At 43.3% G+C, this 16,200-nt stretch carries 20 protein-coding genes and 1 tRNA gene; 19 read left to right on the top strand and 2 right to left on the bottom strand.

The features are described from left to right. Window positions 1-126: 126 nt before the first annotated feature. Entirely contained in the window at window positions 127-1,065 is a 939-nt protein-coding gene (locus EAI95_RS02755) for a bifunctional oligoribonuclease/PAP phosphatase NrnA (protein WP_129822125.1), read from the bottom strand. Between the two features lie 176 nt (window positions 1,066-1,241). On the opposite strand from EAI95_RS02755, the gene EAI95_RS02750 reads away from it, so the two are divergent. The 12 genes from EAI95_RS02750 to EAI95_RS02695 all read left to right on the top strand — a co-directional run bounded on the left by EAI95_RS02750 (window position 1,242) and on the right by EAI95_RS02695 (window position 8,143). Next, the gene (locus EAI95_RS02750) at window positions 1,242-1,685 is read left to right on the top strand and encodes a flavodoxin (RefSeq protein ID WP_126404151.1); all 444 of its coding nucleotides are present in this window, start codon (window positions 1,242-1,244) and stop codon (window positions 1,683-1,685) included. Window positions 1,686-1,816: 131 nt separating this feature from the next. Next, entirely contained in the window at window positions 1,817-2,098 is a 282-nt protein-coding gene (locus EAI95_RS02745) for a chorismate mutase (protein ID WP_117744185.1), read from the top strand. 1 nt (window position 2,099) lies between these two features. Continuing rightward, window positions 2,100-3,311: a chloride channel protein gene (locus tag EAI95_RS02740; RefSeq protein WP_117744186.1), complete on the top strand. Its 1,212-nt coding sequence runs from the start codon at window positions 2,100-2,102 to the stop codon at window positions 3,309-3,311. A gap of 117 nt (window positions 3,312-3,428) precedes the next feature. Then, complete coding sequence (rplS, locus tag EAI95_RS02735; protein WP_003016418.1) at window positions 3,429-3,776, top strand: 50S ribosomal protein L19; 348 nt, start codon at window positions 3,429-3,431, stop codon at window positions 3,774-3,776. Window positions 3,777-3,819: 43 nt separating this feature from the next. After that, window positions 3,820-3,891: transfer RNA gene (locus EAI95_RS02730), tRNA-Arg, on the top strand. 202 nt (window positions 3,892-4,093) lie between these two features. Continuing rightward, window positions 4,094-4,327, top strand: coding sequence for an Imm74 family immunity protein (locus EAI95_RS02725; protein ID WP_129822124.1), 234 nt, complete (start codon window positions 4,094-4,096; stop codon window positions 4,325-4,327). 17 nt (window positions 4,328-4,344) lie between these two features. Next, window positions 4,345-4,902 carry a hypothetical protein gene (locus tag EAI95_RS02720; protein ID WP_238662886.1) on the top strand — a complete coding sequence of 186 codons (558 nt, stop codon included), beginning with the start codon at window positions 4,345-4,347 and terminating at the stop codon, window positions 4,900-4,902. A 69-nt stretch (window positions 4,903-4,971) separates the two neighbouring features. After that, complete coding sequence (locus tag EAI95_RS02715; RefSeq protein ID WP_129822123.1) at window positions 4,972-5,394, top strand: hypothetical protein; 423 nt, start codon at window positions 4,972-4,974, stop codon at window positions 5,392-5,394. A gap of 33 nt (window positions 5,395-5,427) precedes the next feature. Continuing rightward, a complete protein-coding gene (locus EAI95_RS02710; RefSeq protein WP_129822122.1) occupies window positions 5,428-6,072 on the top strand; it encodes a DUF6572 domain-containing protein in 645 nt (214 codons plus the stop codon). A 57-nt stretch (window positions 6,073-6,129) separates the two neighbouring features. Beyond that, on the top strand, window positions 6,130-6,597 hold the full coding sequence (locus tag EAI95_RS02705; RefSeq protein ID WP_129822121.1) for a hypothetical protein: 468 nt from the start codon (window positions 6,130-6,132) through the stop codon (window positions 6,595-6,597). Window positions 6,598-6,788: 191 nt separating this feature from the next. Continuing rightward, window positions 6,789-7,076 (top strand): hypothetical protein, encoded by a 288-nt coding sequence (locus EAI95_RS02700; RefSeq protein WP_129822120.1) that lies wholly within the window; start codon window positions 6,789-6,791, stop codon window positions 7,074-7,076. A 254-nt stretch (window positions 7,077-7,330) separates the two neighbouring features. Beyond that, entirely contained in the window at window positions 7,331-8,143 is an 813-nt protein-coding gene (locus EAI95_RS02695; protein WP_129822119.1) for a PrsW family glutamic-type intramembrane protease, read from the top strand. 43 nt (window positions 8,144-8,186) lie between these two features. Here EAI95_RS02695 and mnmE read toward each other — a convergent pair whose 3' ends face one another. Continuing rightward, entirely contained in the window at window positions 8,187-9,560 is a 1,374-nt protein-coding gene (gene mnmE / locus EAI95_RS02690; protein ID WP_129822118.1) for a tRNA uridine-5-carboxymethylaminomethyl(34) synthesis GTPase MnmE, read from the bottom strand. Window positions 9,561-9,722: 162 nt separating this feature from the next. Between mnmE and rpiA the strand changes: the two genes are divergently transcribed. From rpiA to EAI95_RS02655, 7 genes are all read left to right on the top strand, one after another. After that, window positions 9,723-10,400 carry a ribose-5-phosphate isomerase RpiA gene (rpiA, locus tag EAI95_RS02685; protein WP_129822117.1) on the top strand — a complete coding sequence of 226 codons (678 nt, stop codon included), beginning with the start codon at window positions 9,723-9,725 and terminating at the stop codon, window positions 10,398-10,400. Between the two features lie 126 nt (window positions 10,401-10,526). Further along, window positions 10,527-11,738: a phosphopentomutase gene (locus EAI95_RS02680; RefSeq protein WP_129822116.1), complete on the top strand. Its 1,212-nt coding sequence runs from the start codon at window positions 10,527-10,529 to the stop codon at window positions 11,736-11,738. 1 nt (window position 11,739) lies between these two features. Then, entirely contained in the window at window positions 11,740-12,282 is a 543-nt protein-coding gene (locus EAI95_RS02675) for a DUF1697 domain-containing protein (RefSeq protein WP_129822115.1), read from the top strand. A gap of 13 nt (window positions 12,283-12,295) precedes the next feature. Then, window positions 12,296-13,105 carry a purine-nucleoside phosphorylase gene (locus tag EAI95_RS02670; RefSeq protein ID WP_123159244.1) on the top strand — a complete coding sequence of 270 codons (810 nt, stop codon included), beginning with the start codon at window positions 12,296-12,298 and terminating at the stop codon, window positions 13,103-13,105. 5 nt (window positions 13,106-13,110) lie between these two features. Then, a complete protein-coding gene (locus EAI95_RS02665; RefSeq protein WP_129822114.1) occupies window positions 13,111-14,376 on the top strand; it encodes a chloride channel protein in 1,266 nt (421 codons plus the stop codon). Between the two features lie 345 nt (window positions 14,377-14,721). After that, window positions 14,722-15,432, top strand: coding sequence for a purine-nucleoside phosphorylase (gene deoD, locus EAI95_RS02660; protein ID WP_129822345.1), 711 nt, complete (start codon window positions 14,722-14,724; stop codon window positions 15,430-15,432). Continuing rightward, complete coding sequence (locus tag EAI95_RS02655) at window positions 15,432-16,190, top strand: hypothetical protein (RefSeq protein ID WP_129822113.1); 759 nt, start codon at window positions 15,432-15,434, stop codon at window positions 16,188-16,190. Before deoD ends, EAI95_RS02655 begins: the two co-directional genes overlap by 1 nt. The last annotated feature ends 10 nt before the right edge of the window (window positions 16,191-16,200 follow it).

Raw genomic sequence — 16,200 nt, 5'->3', positions numbered from 1 at the left:
TGGAAATTTAAGAAATCGTTCACATTTTTCTAAATGTTATTAAAATTCATTCGTTTTTGTTTAAAATGAAAAAAGGCCAATCGTCTTCACTAGAAACGACTGACCTGCTTGTTTGATTTTCATTATCTATTTGGCCTTGGCAACTTCCTGTAGTTCCCGATAAATTTGCTCGTTTTCTTCTAAGGAATATGAATTGGCTCCACTAGCGAGGGGGTGGCCTCCACCATCGTGACGTTTTGCAATCTCATTGATTACCAGAGCTTTACTTCTCATACGGACGCGGTAGTGGCCATCAGCTTGCTCGACAAAGATAGCCCAGACGCTGACGTCTTCGATCCGACCAGGTGCTGAGACGATCGCAGCAGTCTCGGCATCTGTGATTTGGTAGTGTTTGAGGAGCTCCTGGGTCAGGGTTACGCGACTAGCTCCATTTTCATCGATTTCGAGATGATCATAGATATAGCCTTGAAGCTTGGCGATCTTAGAGCTCATGCTGTCCATCTGACGAGAAAGACCTGCAAAGTCAAAGTCAAAACTACGAAGGTGGGCAACCATCTCGAAAGTCCGGCTAGTCGTCGAAGGGTAGAGGAAGCGTCCAGTGTCTCCGACAATACCAGCATAGAGGAGACGGGCTGCTTCTGGACTGATTTCAAGCTGTTGTTCAAGAGCAAAGAGGGTGATAAGCTCACTCGTAGAGCTTGAATCTGTGTCTACCCAGAGGAAATCTCCGTAGGCATCGTCGTTGGGATGGTGGTCGATTTTGATTAGAAAATCGCCGCTCGTGTAGCGTTTGTCATCGATGCGAGGGGTGTTGGCAGTATCGCAGACAATGACCAAGGCACCTGCATAGTCCTCATCTGTTACAGTATCCATGCTAGCCATCCAAGCAAGAGTCGGCTCGTTATAGCCGGTAGCTAGGACTCTTTTATCTGGGAAGTTGGTCTGGATGATTTCTTTCAGTCCGACCTGGCTTCCAATAGCATCCGGATCCGGATTCATATGGCGGTGAAGGATAATGGTATCGTAGTGGTTGATTTTCTCTAAAATGTCCTGTGTGATCTGCATATAGTACCTCATTTAATTCTCATTCAATTTTAGCATAAGGAGGGCATTTGGAAAAGAAAAAGGTTGTCTAGCCTCAGGTGGACAATTTCCGAACAATGTCAGGCTCCCAGTACTTTACCATGCAAAATGCGCGCGAAAGTGGTATAATGTCATAAGATTATTATTTGGAGGGAATTATGACATTAGCAAAGATTGTTTTTGCAAGTATGACAGGAAATACAGAAGAGATTGCTGATATCGTAGCAGATAAGTTTCGCGATCTTGGTGTCGAAGTAGATGTCGACGAATGTACAACAGTAGACGCAGAGGACTTTCTTGAAGCTGATATTGCAGTCGTAGCGACCTATACCTACGGTGATGGTGAGCTTCCTGATGAAATCGTAGACTTTTATGAAGACTTAGCGGGTCTTGACTTGAATGGTAAGATCTACGGTGTTGTTGGATCCGGTGATACCTTCTACGACGAGTTCTGTAAGGCAGTCGATGACTTTGATCGTGTTTTTGCAGCGACTGGTGCGGTTAAAGGTTCTGAGTGTGTCAAGGTAGACTTGTCAGCTGAAGATGAAGATATTGAAAAATTAGAAGCTTTTGCAGAAGAAGTCGTAGCAAAAGTAGGCTAATCCATAGCTAAGAAAGGTGTTTGCATGCGGCAGGCACTTTTTTTTATGGATGAAAACCTTCAATAGCTGGATAGGGCTAGTAAGATTGCCCGATTTTTGATAAAATGGGAGCAAAAAGTGAGGAGACCAGTATGGAGTTAGAGAAAATTCGCCAAGAGATTGATAGCATCGATAAAGAATTGGTCCATTTATTGGAACGCCGGATGCACTGTGTAGAAGATATCATTCGGTACAAAGAAACTCATCAAAATCCTATCTTGGATCGGGGCAGAGAAGATGAGGTCTTAGCCAATGTCGCTGGCTTGGTGCAGGAAAAGCGCTATGAAGAGACCATCCTTGCGACTTATCGAGACTTAATGAAGCGCTCCAGAGGCTACCAGGCCGATCAATTAGATGGGGACGAAGGTGCTTGAGATGACGATAAGTAAAAGAACCTTAGTATATACCCTAGATGCCATTATGATCGGGGGGATCGTCGGGGTGATTGATACTCTCTTCGGGCGTGTCTTGATTGGGATTGGAGAAGTTCGTACGGATTACCTTCTCTATCTCTTACCCTTTCTGCCTCTAGCCGGTATCTTGATCACCTATCTCAATCGCACCTATGGAGGTAAGAGTCAAAAAGGGATGGAGCTCCTCTTTGAAGTAGGAGAGGGAAGGGAGAAAGCCATTCCCAAGCGCTTGATTCCCTTGACCATCCTTTCTACTTGGTTGACCCATCTCTTTGGTGGATCTGCTGGTCGAGAAGGAGTAGCGGTCCAGCTTGGGGGAACAGTGGCCCATGCTCTTCGAAGAGACTGGCTTGGCCCTCACGCTTCACGGATTTATTTGGTCACTGGGATGGCTGCCGGCTTCGGGGGACTCTTTCAGACGCCTCTAGCTGCCATCTTCTTTGCTATGGAGGTCCTAGTGGTTGGGAGACTAGAGTGGCGGGCTCTTTATCCTGCGGCCATTGCAGCCTTTGTTGCTAGTTGGACCTCTCACACCTTGGGACTAGAAAAGTTTACCCAGATCATTTCTGCCAAGCTCTCCCTATCCCCACAAGTCTTCTTGCAGTTACTTCTTTTGGGAGTCATCTTTGGTCTGACAGGCAAGCTCTTTGCCTATCTCCTAGGCACCTTTAAACAAAGCTTTACCAGGACCTTTGCCAATCCCTATGTGCGGATTGGAGTGGTTGGCCTCGGTCTGAGTATTCTCTTGTATCTGATTGGAGCAGGTCGCTACACGGGACTGGGGACCAATCTGATTTCCCAAAGTTTTGAAGGAGCTGATGGGAAGAGCTTGATCACTGGGGCAGACTGGATCCTCAAGCTCCTCTTCACGGTGACGACCATTGCGGCAGGCTATAAGGGAGGAGAAGTGACCCCGCTCTTTTCTATCGGGGCCAGTCTGGGTGTCTGGCTAGCTCCTTTCTTTGGACTTCCGGTTTATCTGGTAGCCGCCTTAGGCTATGCAGCAGTCTTTGCCGGAGCAACCTCGACGACGATTGGACCTATCTTGATCGGGTGTGAGGTCTTTGGTTTCCAACATTGGCCAGCCTTTCTCTTGGTTTGTCTGGTCGCAACTCGTCTCTTTCCAGCCCTGTCTATCTATGGTGGACAAAAAGTTGCGAAAAAGTTGCAATAATCCTTTACAAAAGGACATTCTTTTGGTATTATAAACTTTGTGCGTAATGGAAGCACAAAAATACAGTTTATCCGCTGGGGGAGTAGCCCTCAAGATTGACGAAGATAGGAGAATAAAATGAATCCATTAATTCAAAGCTTGACTGAAGGTCAACTTCGTACTGATATCCCTGCATTCCGTCCTGGTGACACTGTTCGTGTACACGCGAAAGTTGTCGAAGGAACTCGTGAACGTATCCAGATCTTTGAAGGCGTTGTTATCGCTCGTAAAGGTCAAGGACACACTGAAATGTACACTGTTCGTAAAATCTCTAACGGTGTCGGTGTTGAACGTACATTCCCAGTACACACTCCACGTGTAGAAAAGATTGAAGTAGTACGTTACGGTAAAGTACGTCGTGCGAAATTGTACTACCTTCGTGCATTGCAAGGTAAAGCAGCTCGTATTAAAGAAATCCGTCGTTAAGACGAACAAGGAGGCGGGAGTGATCTCGCTTCTTTTTTTATAGGTCCCCTTAGTTCAATGGATATAACAACTCCCTCCTAAGGAGTAGTTGCTGGTTCGATTCCGGCAGGGGACAGAGATAGAAAAAACACTGAATTTTCAGTGTTTTTTTGTTGGTTTATGGAAGGATGGATCATGGGGAAAGTGCTTGTATGGTATAATAGTGGAAAATGAGAACATTGATTTTTAAGGTAGTCCTATCATTTTGGAATACCAAATTAAAAGATTATGAGTGCTCTACAAGTTTAGTCTGAAAGGGATAAAGAAAAGGGAGTAGAATGAAAATTTCTGGTACAAGGTCTATCATCACATTTGACTATGAAAATGGCTATGTTTTAAAAGCAGAGGGAGAGTTGTTGATTGATGGTAGCTTTATTGTATATAGGTCAAGCATACAGAATTGGGAGCCACCTTACAACCACATTCCTATCACACAGAACGAGATAGATAAACTTGTCGAGGAAGTGAACTCCATGATGACTGAGCAGACAATACAGATCGAATTTATCTGAGTTAGAGTAGGAGAAGGATGATGAAAATTGATTACAGTGAATGGATGGTTATATGGGGATGGGATGGTTGTGTAATAAAGATAGAACTATCAGATATCATTCATGCGGAATATAATAAAGATGAGAACATTGTTATCGTCTATAGTGGAGAAAACTTTGTAAGCAAAATCATTTTCTACTTTAGTTTAGAAGGAAAATTGATAGGGCAACAAAATCTGATAGAAGGAACCATAGATTGGAATCATAATGGTCAACACCAGATTGGTTTCCCTCATTTACATCATCTTCGATTTAGTCCTAAATATCAGCGTATCTTCAGTATATTTCGCTTATCAAGTGACTTTGGACTTCCTTCAGAATTAGAGATTTATAATTTAGAAGGTGAGAAAATTGACAAAATTGAATCTCCTATAGGATATACAATGATGTATATTTCTGAGATAAGTAAAGAGAAACTGAGAATTGTATGTGAGGCTCTTAAAGAGGATTGTTTTGATAAATTTGGTCGAAGGGATTTCTATTTTGATGTGGAGTTAGAAAATAGAAAATGGGTAAAAGATGGCATTGCCTATTGAGGAAGAGAAAAAGAAGCCTGATTTAATGATATTCTGGTTGAGAGAATAACTTGCACTAGGAGAATACAAATGAAACCAACCAACCTAGAATGGGAAGATGTCATCCAGTTTGAAGAAGTAAAAGGTTATGGTCAGCACATTTGGAGAGATGGCAATAATCTTTATTACGTTACTGAGGAGGGAGGAATTGCCCCTCAGCGAGTGGTTTATGAATTACCAAATGAGTTATTTGCCTTACTGGAAAGTGGGGAGAGAACGCTAAGCGAAGTATCTTGGAAGATTCAGAACGATCGTTGGCCACCGACGGAAGAAGAAAAGAAAGCTAGTGAGAAACAATTTATATTAAAAGGCTTAACTCCTTTAATAGCTAGTCCTAAGAGTTGGGAATTATTTACTCAGGAAGAGCTTGAAAGATTAATTCCACTTGCTGAGCAAATGTGGATTGATTGGAGAGGGAGACTTCCAGATGATTATGTATCGCCATTGAAATAGCTTATGGGGAAAATAGAGAGGGTTTATTTTTAAATGAATCAGATAAAGGGGAATGGATTCATTATAACTGAAGAAAATGGCAATTATACAATGTCCTGGATGACAGGAGGTTTTCAAGATAGAGAAGTTACTTATCCAGTTAGTAAAGAATTAGTGGACAAGGCTTTAAGGTCAGAACAGGATGCTTATGAGGTTGAGTTATTCTTACAAACTGGAGAATGGGTGACTAAAGAAAGTAAAGAAGTAGCCAGACAAAATTATTTTAGATCCTCACCAGTTCGTATTTTAGTAAATCCATCATCTATTAAACGGTTATTTTCCAATCAAGAATTTGAAGAATTGTTACAAAAAGCAATTTCCTCAGAGCTCAAACCAACTGAACTTGATGCAATTGGTGTTGTTGGTAGTCATTTAGAACTTCTTCTGGTGGATCCAATTGGCTGGGAGGAAGAGATAGAAGCAGTCCATTTGGAAATTCTGCAGGAAAAACTAAATAACTATATCTACTTCCTCGAAAACAAGCAGTATGTGGATCGATATGGTGATAACTTTAATAAAAAATTCATCCAAATTACTTTTCAATACTCTCCATCTGATAATGGATTGGCCTTTCTCGCAGCTGTTCAGAAAGTGTTACAACCAACAAATATGAGCTTGAAGGTAGAATTGCCGGAGTAATAAAGGGAGCGGGAACGCTCTCTTTTTGTGCTATAATGGAATACGTGGAGGGATAAAATGGATAAAGAATATCTAGTTTACCAAAACAAAGTATACTCTAATTTTGTGAATTATATAAATGATTATATTCTTCTTTCAAAAGATCCGGCAATGTTGAAAGAAGGCTACGTTCCCTATAGTTGCTATGTAGATGATGCCGGAGAAGGCGTATACGGGAAGCTTGAGCCTTATAGTGAGGTTAGTCAGAGGTATTCGGTTTATGATCGTGTTTTGTATAAAGGTCAGGAATTTGAAATGGCTGGTCACAAGCGTGGAGATGATGATTTTACAGCACCCGATTCTTATGTGCGAATATTAGTTTCTGATAAAGAATTTTTAAATGAAAACAATATAGCAGATGGTGCGGAATTGATGGATGATAAGTATGGTCTTATCACGTATGCATCAGGAAAAATCCCTGTCAGCGAAGTAACCATTTTACGTCGTAGAAAGGATTTGCCAGTAGACCGAAGGAGAAAAATATGAAATCATTTTCTATTTAACCTAGTATCGGTAAGGCTGTTTCTGGAGTTGGTTTTTGTACTCTCAAGATTTAAGTAACTGTACAACTGAATGCGAGGGAATGGAAGTTGACGAGGTGAGTGAGTTTTAGAGCTGTGTTGTTTCGAATAGTTCTAAAACGTATTTTTTGTATGATATAAAATAAAGGGCTTTCTATGGAAAATGATGCATTTTTTGATTATTATTTAAAATCACTTAAGTTTTATTTTGGTGATAGGTGTAAGGATTTTGGATTTATAAAGTTTTTTAAAGATAAAAATAATTGTTTTATTACTATAGAGGATTATGTTTTGGAATCATTTGTAGTATTGTCAAATTTTTTGAGTACGGATAGGATTGTGTTTTCTTGTGGAATTATTTATAGTAAGGGGGTAGTTACTGGAGTAGAAGTATGTATGAATGTATTAGAGTTAGAAAGATTAAATAATTTGTACAAGATATAGTTTTGATGAATATTAAAAAACATAAGGGAAACTGTCTATGTGGGATGTGTGGAGTTGATAGTATCAATGTTCCCTAGTTCTAGAGCTCTGTTGTTTCGGATGGTCACAAAATGCCTTCAATAATTTGCAGTACTCAGCAGTCTCTATTCCCCGTAGCCATTTATTGTTTTTTTAAGCTTTTATTGTTACAATATCCATATAGACAAAAAGACTGGATTTCCAGCCTTTTTAATTGTTTTAAAGAAAGGTTTTTTATGAAACGCAAATCGATTTTGTTTCTATTTTTATTCTTGCTCTCGATTGGTCTGGCTTATGAGACGCAGTCTATCACAGCTGGTTGGATGACAGGCAGCCAGTATGGAATCATTGGTATCTCTGTCCTCTTGCTCCTAGTTTATGCGATTCCTGCTGTTTGGGCTCTCTTTCATTTCTCCAAGAAGTGGAAGTTGTCTTGGATTCCGGTTCTCTTTTCACTTCTAGGTGGGGGCTTTATCGCAGGTTGGTTATCTAGTTTTGCCAATACCTATTTCCATGAGATGATTCAAGCCGTAGCGCCCAATAGCGATTTTTGGAACCAGTATGAGAGTGCTATTGCAGGACCCCTCTTTGAGGAACCCTTCAAGTTGATTCCAATCTTCTTTGTTCTCTATTTATTCAATGTGCGTCGGATCAAATCCATCTTCCTTTTAGCGATTGCTTCTGGTCTTGGTTTCCAGATTGTGGAGGACTTTGCCTATATCCGTCAAGACATGCCAGAAGGCTTCTCATACGCAGTATCTGGTATCCTAGGTCGGATCATGAATGGGGTCGTATCTCACTGGGTCTACACAGCCCTCTTCATGGTGGGTCTCTTCTTAATCGTTCAAGCGACAAAAGGTCGCAAGGAATTGATGCTGACGGGTTGGTTCTATTTTGTAGCTGGTTTTGGCCTTCACTTTGTCGGCAATTCACCATTTGGTCAAATCGAGACAGAACTCCCTCTTGCCATTCCATTCTTGACAGCAGTAGGACTCTTCTTGGTCTACCAAGCCTACCTCACTGTCCAAATTCTGGACCAAGGAAATTAAGAATAGAAAAATCGTATGTTTGCAACATACGATTTTTTGATGGTTATTTTCCAAGACAGAACTGGCTGAAAAGTTGGGTGATGAGCTCGTCTGGAGCAGCATCTCCTGTAATCTCTCCAAGGATTTCCCAAGTGCGGGTCAGATCGACTTGGAGCAGGTCCACTGGCATGCCCATAGCCAAGCCTTCGTTGACTGCATGGAGGCTCTCAACAGCTTTCTCAATGAGAGAGATGTGGCGGGCATTAGACAGGTAAGTAGCATCTTGCTCGACCAGGCCAGCATTTTCAAAGAAGAGGGCATTGATCCGGTCTTCAATCTGATTGATATTTTGGTTTTTCAGGACAGAAATCTTGATATGATCAGCAGGGATCTCGTCCAACTCGATTTGCTGCGGGAGATCGACCTTGTTGAGGAGGATGATGCGGTTGCTGTCTTGAGAGATTTCTAGCAGCTGGCGATCCTGATCGGTCAAGGGTTCACTGGCGTTGAGGACCAGGAGGACCAGGTCGGCTTCTTTAAGGGCTTTGCGAGAGCGCTCCACACCGATGCGTTCGACGATGTCCTCGGTCTCGCGGATACCGGCTGTATCGACCAGCTTGAGAGGAACACCGTTGATGTTGACGTATTCCTCGATGACGTCCCGGGTTGTCCCTTCGATATCGGTCACGATGGCTTTTTCCTCGCGCAGGAGGTTGTTGAGAAGGCTGGACTTCCCGACGTTTGGTCGCCCGATGATAGCAGTAGAGATTCCTTCGCGAAGGATTTTTCCACGGCGAGCTGTCTTGAGGAGGTTGGTCAAGAGGGCTTCGAATTCTGTGGTCTTTTCGCGGATTATCTCGGTTGTTGCTTCCTCGACATCATCGTACTCAGGATAGTCGATGTTGACTTCGACCTGAGCTAGGGTATTGAGGATCTCTTGACGGGTATTGTTGATCAGATCAGACAGGGAACCGTCCAACTGCTTGACGGCGATGTTCATAGCCTTGTCGGTCTTGGCGCGGATAATATCCATGACCGCCTCAGCCTGGGTCAAATCGACCCGACCATTCAGGAAGGCCCGCTTGGTAAATTCACCAGGCTCAGCCAGACGAGCGCCTTCGCGGATCACCAATTGCAGGATTTCGTTGGTCACAGCAATCCCACCGTGAGTGTTGATTTCGATGATGTCTTCTCGCGTGAAGGTCTTAGGCGAACGCATGGCTCCGACCATGACTTCATCCAGAATCTCATCCTTATCCGGATCCACGATATGGCCGTAGTTGAGGGTATGGCTAGCCACGCTGGTCAAGTCTTTTCCTTTAAAAATCTTTTGAGCGATTTTAAAGCTGTCTGTCCCGCTCAAGCGAACAATCCCAATCGCTCCCTCACCAAGTGGAGTCGAGATCGCAGCGATGGTATCAAATTCTCTAGTAATCATGTATCTTCTCTTTTCCTGTGTATTCCCTTCTATTCTATCGTAAACTAGCAAGAGGGGCAAGGTTTTGCTTTTAGAAGGAGAAGTTGAAAAGGTTTTCAGTTAAGTAGTGAAATCTGTCGGTCGATATGCTATACTAAATATGAATAGAAATGGAGGTCTAAGATGGTAAACCTAAAAGAACAGGTAGGCATTAAGGCGGCTGAGTTTGTTACAGACGGCATGATTGTCGGTCTTGGTACAGGGTCAACTGCTTATTATTTTGTGGCTGAATTGGGACGTCGCATCAAGGAAGAAGACTTGCAGATTACAGCTGTAACGACCTCAAGCGTGACCTATGAACAGGCAGAAGGCTTGGGAATTCCTCTCAAAGCGATCGATGATATCGAAGTGGTGGACTTGACCGTCGATGGTGCGGACGAAGTAGACCCTGCTTTGAACGGCATCAAAGGTGGAGGCGGTGCCCTCTTGATGGAGAAAATCGTTGCGACCAACTCAAAAGACTGCATCTGGATTGTTGATGAGTCAAAACAAGTGGAGACGCTTGGTGCCTTTAAACTACCAGTAGAAGTGGTTCAATACGGAGCAGAAAATCTTTTCCGTCATTTTGAAAAGAAGGGCTATTCACCAGCTTACCGTGAAAAAGATGGACAGCGCTTTGTGACCGATCAAGGGAACTTTATCATTGATTTGGATTTGAAAGTGATCCCAGACGCTGAAGCCTTAGCAGAAGAGTTGGACCGGACTGTCGGTGTTGTCGACCATGGTCTCTTTTTAGGAATGGTTTCTAAAGTTATCGTAGGGACACCAGAAGGTCCAAAAATCATTAGCAAATCACTTTAAAAAGGGCATTTTGTCCTTTTTTCTGAGGATATAAAACTTATTTATAAATTTTTATATGAAAGCGTTACATTTTCAAAAATTTGTGTTATACTGTATTGAGTTTAAAATATAAAGGAGACATTCAAAATGCCAAAATTTAATCGTATGCATTTAGTTGTATTGGATTCAGTAGGGATCGGAGCAGCTCCAGATGCTAATAACTTTGTCAATGCTGGTGTACCTGATGGCGCATCTGATACACTTGGACACATCTCAAAAGCAGTTGGTTTGAATGTACCAAACATGGCAAAGCTTGGTCTTGGAAATATTCCGCGTGAACAACCTTTGAAGACTGTTCCAGCTGAGAGCAATCCAACTGGTTACGCAACGAAGTTAGAAGAAGTCTCTCTTGGAAAAGATACCATGACAGGTCACTGGGAAATCATGGGTCTTAATATTACAGAACCATTTGATACTTTCTGGAATGGATTCCCAGAAGAAATTATTACAAAGATTGAAGAATTCTCAGGTCGTAAGGTCATCCGCGAAGCTAACAAACCTTATTCTGGTACAGCTGTCATCGATGACTTCGGACCACGCCAAATGGAAACTGGCGAGTTGATCATCTATACATCAGCTGACCCAGTTCTTCAAATCGCAGCTCACGAAGACATCATTCCTTTGGATGAACTCTACCGTATCTGTGAATACGCTCGTTCTATTACGTTGGAACGTCCGGCTCTTCTTGGACGTATCATTGCTCGCCCTTATGTTGGAGAGCCAGGAAACTTCACACGTACGGCCAACCGTCGTGACTTGGCTGTTTCACCATTTGCGCCAACTGTTTTGGACAAATTGAACGAAGCTGGTATCGATGCTTACTCAGTTGGTAAGATTAGCGATATCTTCAACGGTGCTGGTATCAACCACGATATGGGCCATAACAAATCAAACAGCCACGGTATTGACAACTTGATCAAGGCTATGAAATCAGAAGACTTTAAACATGGCTTCTCATTCACTAACTTGGTAGACTTCGATGCCCTTTATGGCCACCGTCGTGATCCACACGGATACCGCGATTGCTTGCATGAGTTTGACGAGCGCTTACCAGAAATCATCGCTGCTATGAAAGAAGATGATCTCTTGATGATCACGGCTGACCACGGAAACGACCCAACATACGCTGGTACTGACCATACGCGTGAGTACATCCCATTCTTGGCTTACAGCCCATCCTTCAAAGGTAGTGGCTTGATCCCAGTTGGACACTTTGCGGATATCTCAGCTACAGTGGCGGACAACTTCGGAGTTGAGAAAGCCATGATCGGTGAAAGCTTCTTAGATAAATTGGTCTAAGATGACGCGTTTTGCCTTACTCGTAAGAGGAATCAATGTTGGTGGCAAGAATAAGGTGGTCATGGCTCAACTGCGTCAAGAATTGACGGAGCTGGGATTGGAACAAGTGGAAACCTACATCAACAGTGGCAATATCTTCTTTACGACAGGTCTTTCTCGATCTCAATTAGTAGAGTGCCTGTCGACCTTCTTTAAGAATCACTATCCCTTCATTCAGTGCTTTTCTCTCCTGAGTCGTGAAGACTATGAAGCAGAATGTGCAAACCTACCGCAATGGTGGACAGAAGAGATGGCTCGCAAGGATGTGCTCTTTTACACCGAGGGCGTGGATAGGGAATCCGTAGAAGAGAAGTTGCTTGCTTTGAAGCTAGGAGATGAAGTGCTTCACTTTGGCAAGCTAGCTGTTTTCTGGGGGAAATTCTCAGAAGCAAGCTACGCTAAAACCGCCTACCACAAACATCTGATGAAGATGCCTTTCTATCGTCAGATCACTATTCGCAACGCTAACACCTTTGACAAAATTGGTAGATTACTTAAGAAATAAAAGGAGAAACACAATGACATTATTAGCAAAAATCAATGAAACAGCAGCATTTTTGAAGGGCAAAGGAATCGAAGCTCCTGAATTCGGTTTGATCCTTGGTTCAGGTCTTGGAGAATTGGCTGAAGAAATCGAAAATGCAGTCGTAGTAGACTACTCTGACATTCCAAACTGGGGTCAATCCACAGTAGTCGGACACGCTGGTAAATTGGTTTATGGTGATCTTGCTGGACGTAAAGTCTTGGCTCTTCAAGGTCGTTTCCACTTCTACGAAGGAAACCCATTGGAAGTGGTGACTTTCCCAGTTCGTGTCATGAAAGTTTTGGGATGTGAAGGAGTTCTTGTAACCAACGCTGCTGGAGGTATCGGCTTCGGTCCTGGTACCTTGATGGCTATTACTGACCACATCAATATGACAGGTCAAAACCCATTGATCGGTGAAAACTTGGATGACTTTGGTCCACGTTTCCCTGATATGTCGAAAGCTTACACTCCAGAATACCGTGAAACTGCTCATCAAGTAGCAGACAAATTGGGCATTAAACTGGATGATGGGGTTTATATCGGTGTGACAGGTCCAACTTATGAAACTCCAGCTGAAATCCGTGCGTATAAGACTCTTGGTGCAGATGCTGTCGGTATGTCAACTGTTCCTGAAGTCATCATTGCGGCTCACTCTGGTTTGAAGGTTCTTGGTATTTCATGTATTACCAACTTTGCGGCTGGTTTCCAAGAAGAGCTCAACCACGAAGAAGTAGTGGAAGTGACTGAGCGCGTCAAAGGAGACTTCAAAGGATTGCTGAAAGCGATTCTTGCTGAATTGTAAAAAAGATGGAAAGAATTGTGAGAATCATCCAAGCAATTCCCTATAAACTGAGAATAGTCCTAGCAGCTTGTCTGCTAGGGCTTGTTTCGGGTTTTGCAGGTATTATTCTTCATGATCTTCTGGAATTTGTTGAAGGGCTAGTATTTGGTCACTCCGAGCATGAGTCTAGTTTTTTGACGGATGGAGTTCCCCCTTATCGGATAGGAATCAATTTACTAATTGTAGGTCTTACTTCAGCCCTAGTCTGGTATTTTTTGCAACGAAAGGGGAAGCTTCTCTCCATCAAGGGGCAGATGAATGAGGAAGATTCCCGTCTCGCCCTTCATTTCTGGAGACAATTGTTCCATTCTAGCTGGCAAATTGTGGCTGTTGGAGGAGGAGCACCGATCGGCAAGGAAGGAGCGCCCCGAGAGATCGGGGCCTTGTTGGCAGGTCGTCTTGCGAAAGGTTTTGGCCTGCCGCTGGCAGATCGTATTTTTTTGATCGCTTGTGGGGCGGGAGCAGGATTGGCTGCGGTTTACCAAGTCCCATTAACGAGTGTGTTTTTTATTTTTGAAACCTTAGGCATTGCATTTTCACTTAAACGCTTTTTCTTGGCAGGGATTTCCACTTATGTGGCTGCTTATACGGCAGGTTGGGTGATTTCAGATCATGCACTCTACAAGCTGCCGGTTACGACTTGGTCACTACAGGTGTTGTGGTTGCTGCCAATCTTGGTCTTGGTCTTAACGCCGCTAGCCTATGGATTTGCGCGATTGACCAAGCAAGCTACTGCTCATCGGATTAAAGACAAGCGTATTCTCCTGACTCTTCCACTTGCATTTCTTTTCTTAGCTGGCCTAGCTCAGAAACTCCCCCACCTTCTTGGAAATGGAAGAATGGTAGCTCAGGAGGTCATCAATGGAATTTCATGGAAGACGGCATTCCTCTTGTTTGTCCTAAAGGCACTTGTCGTTTTGCTTACTCTCTGGGCGGGAGCTTATGGAGGGACTTTGACGCCTTCCTTTGCCTTGGGGATGGCAGGAGCGGCACTTTTCACTCTAACTTTTGGACTTGAGAGTCCATCTACTATCTTACTTATTGGCGCTGTTTGCTTTTTGACCGTGACCTTAAAGGCTCCCTTTTCTGCAACTGGTTTAGTGATTGGATTTACAGGTCAAGGATTAGATGCGCTGCCTTACCTTTTACTAACAGCCTTTCTAACTGCTGGTTTGTCCCAAAGATTGGATCGTATGATGGGGAGAAAATTAAAGGAGTCTTCAAGTAGATAAGATTCAGGAGCTTTTATGGAGGGGATTTACCCTACAAGCTAGATGAATCCTATCTTCTTATGGTATAATTGATGTATACGCAATAGGGCAGTTTAGTCTGGGATTCAAATAGAATCTGAGGCCCGACCTATAAGAAAAAAACAAGAAGCTAGAACGTGTGTTCTCTATGAACACGAGCGGAAAGCTTTTCTAAACAAAATACACACAGAAAGGTAGGGTTAACCGTATTCGCTGAACTGAATACGGGCGGAGAACTGTGTAAAAAAGATAAACTGTCTAGCATCTGCGATGCGTCGTCAGTTTCCTATTTTTACTTTGTTCTCTGTCGCCCTTTATATCTTAATTATGTCTATCCATATTGCTGCTAAGCAAGGTGAAATTGCTGATAAAATTCTTCTTCCTGGAGATCCTCTTCGTGCGAAATTTATTGCTGAGAATTTCCTTGAAGATGCTGTTTGCTTCAACGAAGTCCGTAACATGTTTGGTTACACGGGTACTTATAAAGGTCATCGTGTTTCTGTCATGGGAACTGGAATGGGGATGCCATCGATCTCCATCTATGTGCGTGAATTGATTGTCGACTACGGTGTGAAGAAATTGATCCGTGTGGGAACGGCTGGTTCTTTGAACGCGGATGTGCATGTTCGTGAATTGGTCTTGGCACAAGCTGCCGCAACCAACTCAAACATCATCCGCAACGACTGGCCTCAATACGATTTCCCTCAAATCGCTAGCTTTGATCTTTTAGACAAGGCTTACCACATTGCCAAGGACCTTGGCATGACGACTCACGTTGGTAATGTCTTGTCTTCTGATGTCTTCTATTCAAACTACTTTGAAAAGAACTTGGAGCTTGGTAAATGGGGCGTCAAAGCTGTGGAAATGGAAGCGGCGGCTCTTTACTATCTTGCTGCTCAACACCATGTGGATGCCCTTGCCATCATGACCATTTCTGATAGCTTGGTCAATCCAGATGAGGACACTACTGCAGAAGAACGTCAAAATACTTTCACAGACATGATGAAAGTTGGTCTTGAAACCTTGATCGCAGACTAATGACAGAATACCTTCATGATGAGTGGCTCTACGACCTTCAGACCTACCAGTATAGTCGGGCCCTTCGTTCTGCTAAGAAGCAGAAGAGCTTGCCAGAGCTGGTCTTGACCTTATTGCAGTTAATGACCGAGCGTCGAGAGCTCAATATCCAACCAATCATGAATCAAAAGTTGAGAACCGACTTGCTAGAAGTGACTGGTTTTCAGCTTTTTTGGCATGAGGACCCAGAAGAGGAACAGTTGGCGAACTATCTGTATGACTTAGAAGCCAAGCTTCGCAACGAGCAGATTATCGACTTCATTCGGGCGGTGAGTCCTGCTATCTATCGGATCTTTATGCGCTTGATTGAGATGCAAATCCCAGATATTGCAGACTACATCCACAACTCTAAGGAGTCCAGCTATGACCATTGGAAGTTTGACAAGATTCGGGCCTCTGACAATCCAGCCTTGCAACAATTCCATAGTGAGAGTGCGGTCAATTCGTCTAGTTTGACAGAGTTAATCTTACTCTTGGACTTGACAGATTCCATCAAGGATGCGGCCAAGCAACTGCGGGAGTTGGAGAAATCTGTCCGCAATCCTCTGGCCCACTTGATCAAACCCTTTGATGAGGAAGAATTGCACCGGACGACTGGTTTCTCCTCCCAGCATTTTATGGAGCTCTTGGTGAGCTTGGCTCAGGAGACGGGGATTATTTACCAGCGAGAACCTTTTTACTTCGACCAGGCCAATGCTGTTATCGAGGCACTCTTGTAAGGAGGAAGAC

It is taken from the genome of Streptococcus sp. bf_0095, assembly GCF_004166885.1.
GTDB lineage: Bacteria > Bacillota > Bacilli > Lactobacillales > Streptococcaceae > Streptococcus.
This window is presented reverse-complemented; position numbering and strand designations above follow the sequence as displayed.

Coding starts and splice junctions, on each gene's coding strand:
- EAI95_RS02655 (WP_129822113.1), top strand. CDS start 15,432: ATGACAGAATACCTTCATGATGAGTGGCTCTACGACCTTCAGACCTAC.
- rplS (WP_003016418.1), top strand. CDS start 3,429: ATGAATCCATTAATTCAAAGCTTGACTGAAGGTCAACTTCGTACTGAT.
- EAI95_RS02670 (WP_123159244.1), top strand. CDS start 12,296: ATGACATTATTAGCAAAAATCAATGAAACAGCAGCATTTTTGAAGGGC.
- EAI95_RS02675 (WP_129822115.1), top strand. CDS start 11,740: ATGACGCGTTTTGCCTTACTCGTAAGAGGAATCAATGTTGGTGGCAAG.
- EAI95_RS02680 (WP_129822116.1), top strand. CDS start 10,527: ATGCCAAAATTTAATCGTATGCATTTAGTTGTATTGGATTCAGTAGGG.
- EAI95_RS02710 (WP_129822122.1), top strand. CDS start 5,428: ATGAATCAGATAAAGGGGAATGGATTCATTATAACTGAAGAAAATGGC.
- rpiA (WP_129822117.1), top strand. CDS start 9,723: ATGGTAAACCTAAAAGAACAGGTAGGCATTAAGGCGGCTGAGTTTGTT.
- EAI95_RS02695 (WP_129822119.1), top strand. CDS start 7,331: ATGAAACGCAAATCGATTTTGTTTCTATTTTTATTCTTGCTCTCGATT.
- EAI95_RS02715 (WP_129822123.1), top strand. CDS start 4,972: ATGAAACCAACCAACCTAGAATGGGAAGATGTCATCCAGTTTGAAGAA.
- EAI95_RS02720 (WP_238662886.1), top strand. CDS start 4,345: ATGATGAAAATTGATTACAGTGAATGGATGGTTATATGGGGATGGGAT.
- EAI95_RS02740 (WP_117744186.1), top strand. CDS start 2,100: ATGACGATAAGTAAAAGAACCTTAGTATATACCCTAGATGCCATTATG.
- EAI95_RS02705 (WP_129822121.1), top strand. CDS start 6,130: ATGGATAAAGAATATCTAGTTTACCAAAACAAAGTATACTCTAATTTT.
- EAI95_RS02700 (WP_129822120.1), top strand. CDS start 6,789: ATGGAAAATGATGCATTTTTTGATTATTATTTAAAATCACTTAAGTTT.
- EAI95_RS02725 (WP_129822124.1), top strand. CDS start 4,094: ATGAAAATTTCTGGTACAAGGTCTATCATCACATTTGACTATGAAAAT.
- EAI95_RS02745 (WP_117744185.1), top strand. CDS start 1,817: ATGGAGTTAGAGAAAATTCGCCAAGAGATTGATAGCATCGATAAAGAA.
- mnmE (WP_129822118.1), bottom strand. CDS start 9,560: ATGATTACTAGAGAATTTGATACCATCGCTGCGATCTCGACTCCACTT.
- EAI95_RS02750 (WP_126404151.1), top strand. CDS start 1,242: ATGACATTAGCAAAGATTGTTTTTGCAAGTATGACAGGAAATACAGAA.
- EAI95_RS02755 (WP_129822125.1), bottom strand. CDS start 1,065: ATGCAGATCACACAGGACATTTTAGAGAAAATCAACCACTACGATACC.
- EAI95_RS02665 (WP_129822114.1), top strand. CDS start 13,111: ATGGAAAGAATTGTGAGAATCATCCAAGCAATTCCCTATAAACTGAGA.
- deoD (WP_129822345.1), top strand. CDS start 14,722: ATGTCTATCCATATTGCTGCTAAGCAAGGTGAAATTGCTGATAAAATT.